Here is a 3081-nt window from a genome sequence, read left to right on the forward strand (position 1 = left end):
GGCGGGCGACGAGCCGCGTGCCGGCGGTGCGCCGGTAGGAGATCTCGAGCAGCTCGGCGACCTCGTCCCAGTCGGTGCCGTCGTCGAGGTCGAGACCGACCCACCCGCTCGGCCCAGTCGGCCGTGACCTCGACGGTGTCGGCGACGCTGGCACCGGCCTGCTCGAGCACCTCGAGCGCGGCGACGTCGTCGTCGGAGGCCTCCGGCAGGGCGACGACCGTCGCGGTGTCGTCGGAGAGGCGGCTCCCGACGACCTGCGGCAGGGTCTGCTCGTCATAGGCGTCGCGCCCCTCGATGGCCTGCCGGTCCTCGTTGGCCTGCCGGCGCAGGTCCTCCTTCTCCTGCCGCAGCTTGGTGACCTCGCCCGAGAGCGTGCTGCCGATGTTGTCGTTGAGCGGCCCGGCCCCCAGCACGATCCCGATCGACAGCGCGATGAGCACGGCCGCGAGGGAGACGAGGTGGTACCTGAAGTCGATCACGTGAGCAGTCCTTCGACGAAGGCCCACAGGTCGTCCCAGCGGGCCCCGAGCAGCTGCAGGGTGGCCTGCCCTGTCGGGGTCGACCACAGGGCGACGAAGAGGGCGAGGAGACAGACGAGGCCCAGGCCGACCAGCGACCACGAGGAGATGCGGGTCCGGTAGAGCCGGCTGACCCCCTTCGCGTCGATGAGCTTGCTGCCGACCCGCAGCCGGGTGAGAAAGGTGCTCGACATGCCCGCCCGCCCCTTGTCGAGGAACTCGACGAGCGTCGCGTGCGTGCCGACGGCGACGATGAGGTCCGCGCCCTTGTCGTCGGCGAGGAGCATGGCGATGTCCTCGCTCGTGCCGGTGGCCGGGAAGACCACGGGGGTGACACCGAGGGACTCGACCCGGGCGACGCCGGGCGCCTCGCCGCTGCGGTAGGCGTGCACGACGACCTCGGCACCACTCGTGAGGACACGGTCGGAGACGGAGTCCATGTCGCCGACGATGAGGTCGGGCCGGTGGCCGGCCTCGACGAGCGCGTCCGCTCCCCCGTCGACCCCGATGAGCACCGGCTTGTACTCGCGGATGTAGTGGCGAAGGGCGGCGAGGTCCTCCTTGTAGTGGTAGCCGCGCACGACGATGAGCGCGTGCCGGCCCTGCAGGTCGGTCGCGATGTCGGGCACGCCGACCCCGTCGAAGAGCAGGTCCCGCTCCTGGCTCAGGTAGGTCATCGTGTTGGCCGCGAAGGCCTCGAGCTGGGTCCCCAGGCCCGCCCGGGCCGACTCCATCGCGGCGTGCAGCTGCGGCAGCTCCCAGCGGATGCCGTCGAGCGACTCCTTCGCCAGGTGGAGGGAGTCGCCGTCGACGCTCGCGGGCTGGCCGTCCTTGAGCCTGCCGAGCAGCTCGTCGTCGTCGACGTCGATCAGCGGGATCCCGGCACCGACGATGATCTCCGGCCCGACATTGGGATAGCGGCCGCTGATCGAGGCGCCGGCGTTGACGACGGCGGCGGGCCGGCAGGCGACGAGCGCCTCCCCGCTCACCCGGTCGATGTCCGTGTGGTCGATGACGGCGATGTCGCCGGGCTGCAGCCGCTTGGTGAGGTTCTTGGTGCGTCGATCGACCCGCACGCGGCCGCGCACGCCGGGCAGCGCCGGCTCGCGGGACGTGTCGCGGGTCAGTCGAAGGGCCATCCGGTGCATCGTCCCACGAAGCCGTGGCGGATCAGCGGCGGCACTGCTCGAGCAGCTCCTGCGCGTGGCGCAGGCCGACGCTCGAGTCGTCGCCGCCCATCATCCGCGACAGCTCGCCGAGGCGCTCGTCGCCCTCGACGAGCCGGACACCGCTCGCGGTCACCTGGTCGCCGTGCGCCTTGTGCACGACGAGGTGGCGGTCGGCGTGGGCGGCGACCTGGGCGAGGTGGGTGACGACGATGACCTGGCTCGTGCGGGCCAGCGCGGCGAGGCGGGCACCGACGTCGAGCGCGGCACGACCACCGACACCGGCGTCGACCTCGTCGAAGACGAAGGTGGGCACCTGGCTGCCCGTCGACCCCGCGGTGGCGACCTCGATGGCGAGCATGATCCGGCTGAGCTCACCGCCGGAGGCGCCTTGGCCACCGAGCGCGGGGGCTCGCCACGGTTGGCCGCGACGCGAACCTCGACGACATCCGCTCCGTCCGGTCCGACCCGCAGACTGGCGCCGTCGGACGCGACCTCTGCCGCCGACTCGTCGGTGCGCGGCTCGACGGCCACCTCGACGCGGGCCTTGGCCATCCCCAGGTGCGAGAGCTCCTCCTCGACGGCGGACGCCAGTCGCGCAGCGGCCGCGTCCGGGCCGCGGTGAGCCGCGTGCCGCTGCCGCGAGCTCCTGCTCCGCGGCCTCGGCCTGCGCGGTCAGCTGCTCGATCCGTTCGTCGGCACCGAGCAGGCCCAGCAGTCGCTCGCGCGAGCTGTCGCGGTGCCGCAGCACGGCCTCGATGTCCTCGCCGTAGCGCCGGGTCAGCTCGTGGAGCGCGGCACGACGCTCCTCGACGGCTCCGAGGCGGGCGGGGTCGGCCTCGATGTCGGCGGTGTAGCCCGACAGCTCGGTCGCGAGCTCGGCGGCCAGCACGCCCACCTCGGCGAGCCGGCGACGCAGGTCGGCCAGCTGCGGGTCGTCGGCCACGAGCCGCTCGAGCTCGTCGCCCGCCGGCGACCCGGCCGACGACGTCGTCGCCGTCGAAGCTGTCGGGATCGGAGAGCAGCCGGTGGGCGGTGTCGGCGCCGGTGCGCAGCTCCTCCGCGTGCCCGAGGCGCTCGGCCTCCTGCGCCAGCTGCACGTCCTCCCCGGGCTGCGGCTCGACGGCGTCGATCTGCTCGAGCTGGTGGGTGAGCAGCTCGACCTCCTGCAGCCGGGTGCGCTCGCCCTCGACGAGGCGAGCCAGCTCCCCCTTCGTCTCCTGCCAGGCGCGGTGCGCCCGGGCGACCTCCTCCGCAGGACCGGCCACCTCGTCTCCACCGAAGGCGTCGAGCAGGGCCCGGTGCTGGGAGGGGCGCTTGAGGCGCCGACATGGTCGGCCTGGCGTGCGGCCACCAGGCCCTCGCCGCAGCTCGGCGAGCGTGCCGTCCTGGGCGCC

4 protein-coding genes are annotated in these 3081 nt (G+C 73.5%); 1 reads left to right on the top strand and 3 read right to left on the bottom strand.

Annotation, left to right across the window (positions count from 1 at the left end; translation table 11 throughout):
• The 3 genes from AC2W7J_RS17085 to AC2W7J_RS17095 all read right to left on the bottom strand — a co-directional run.
• Window positions 1-479: copper transporter (locus AC2W7J_RS17085; RefSeq protein ID WP_485983871.1), on the bottom strand; the 479-nt coding region annotated here is incomplete at its 3' end.
• Window positions 476-1657, bottom strand: coding sequence for a putative cytokinetic ring protein SteA (gene steA / locus AC2W7J_RS17090; RefSeq protein ID WP_485983873.1), 1182 nt, complete (start codon window positions 1655-1657; stop codon window positions 476-478). The genes AC2W7J_RS17085 and steA, both read right to left, overlap by 4 nt.
• A 31-nt stretch (window positions 1658-1688) precedes the next feature.
• Window positions 1689-2630, bottom strand: coding sequence for a DNA repair protein RecN (locus AC2W7J_RS17095; RefSeq protein ID WP_485983875.1), 942 nt, complete (start codon window positions 2628-2630; stop codon window positions 1689-1691).
• Window positions 2631-2712: 82 nt separating this feature from the next.
• Between AC2W7J_RS17095 and AC2W7J_RS17100 the strand changes: the two genes are divergently transcribed.
• Window positions 2713-3081 (top strand): hypothetical protein (locus AC2W7J_RS17100; protein ID WP_485983877.1); only part of this gene is annotated, 369 nt, incomplete at its 3' end.

Source organism: Janibacter sp. CFPM2_SD2 (genome assembly GCF_057364645.1).

What these genes read in the sequence shown, in the direction of transcription:
- steA (WP_485983873.1), bottom strand. Translation starts at nt 1,657, where the DNA reads ATGGCCCTTCGACTGACCCGCGACACGTCCCGCGAGCCGGCGCTGCCC.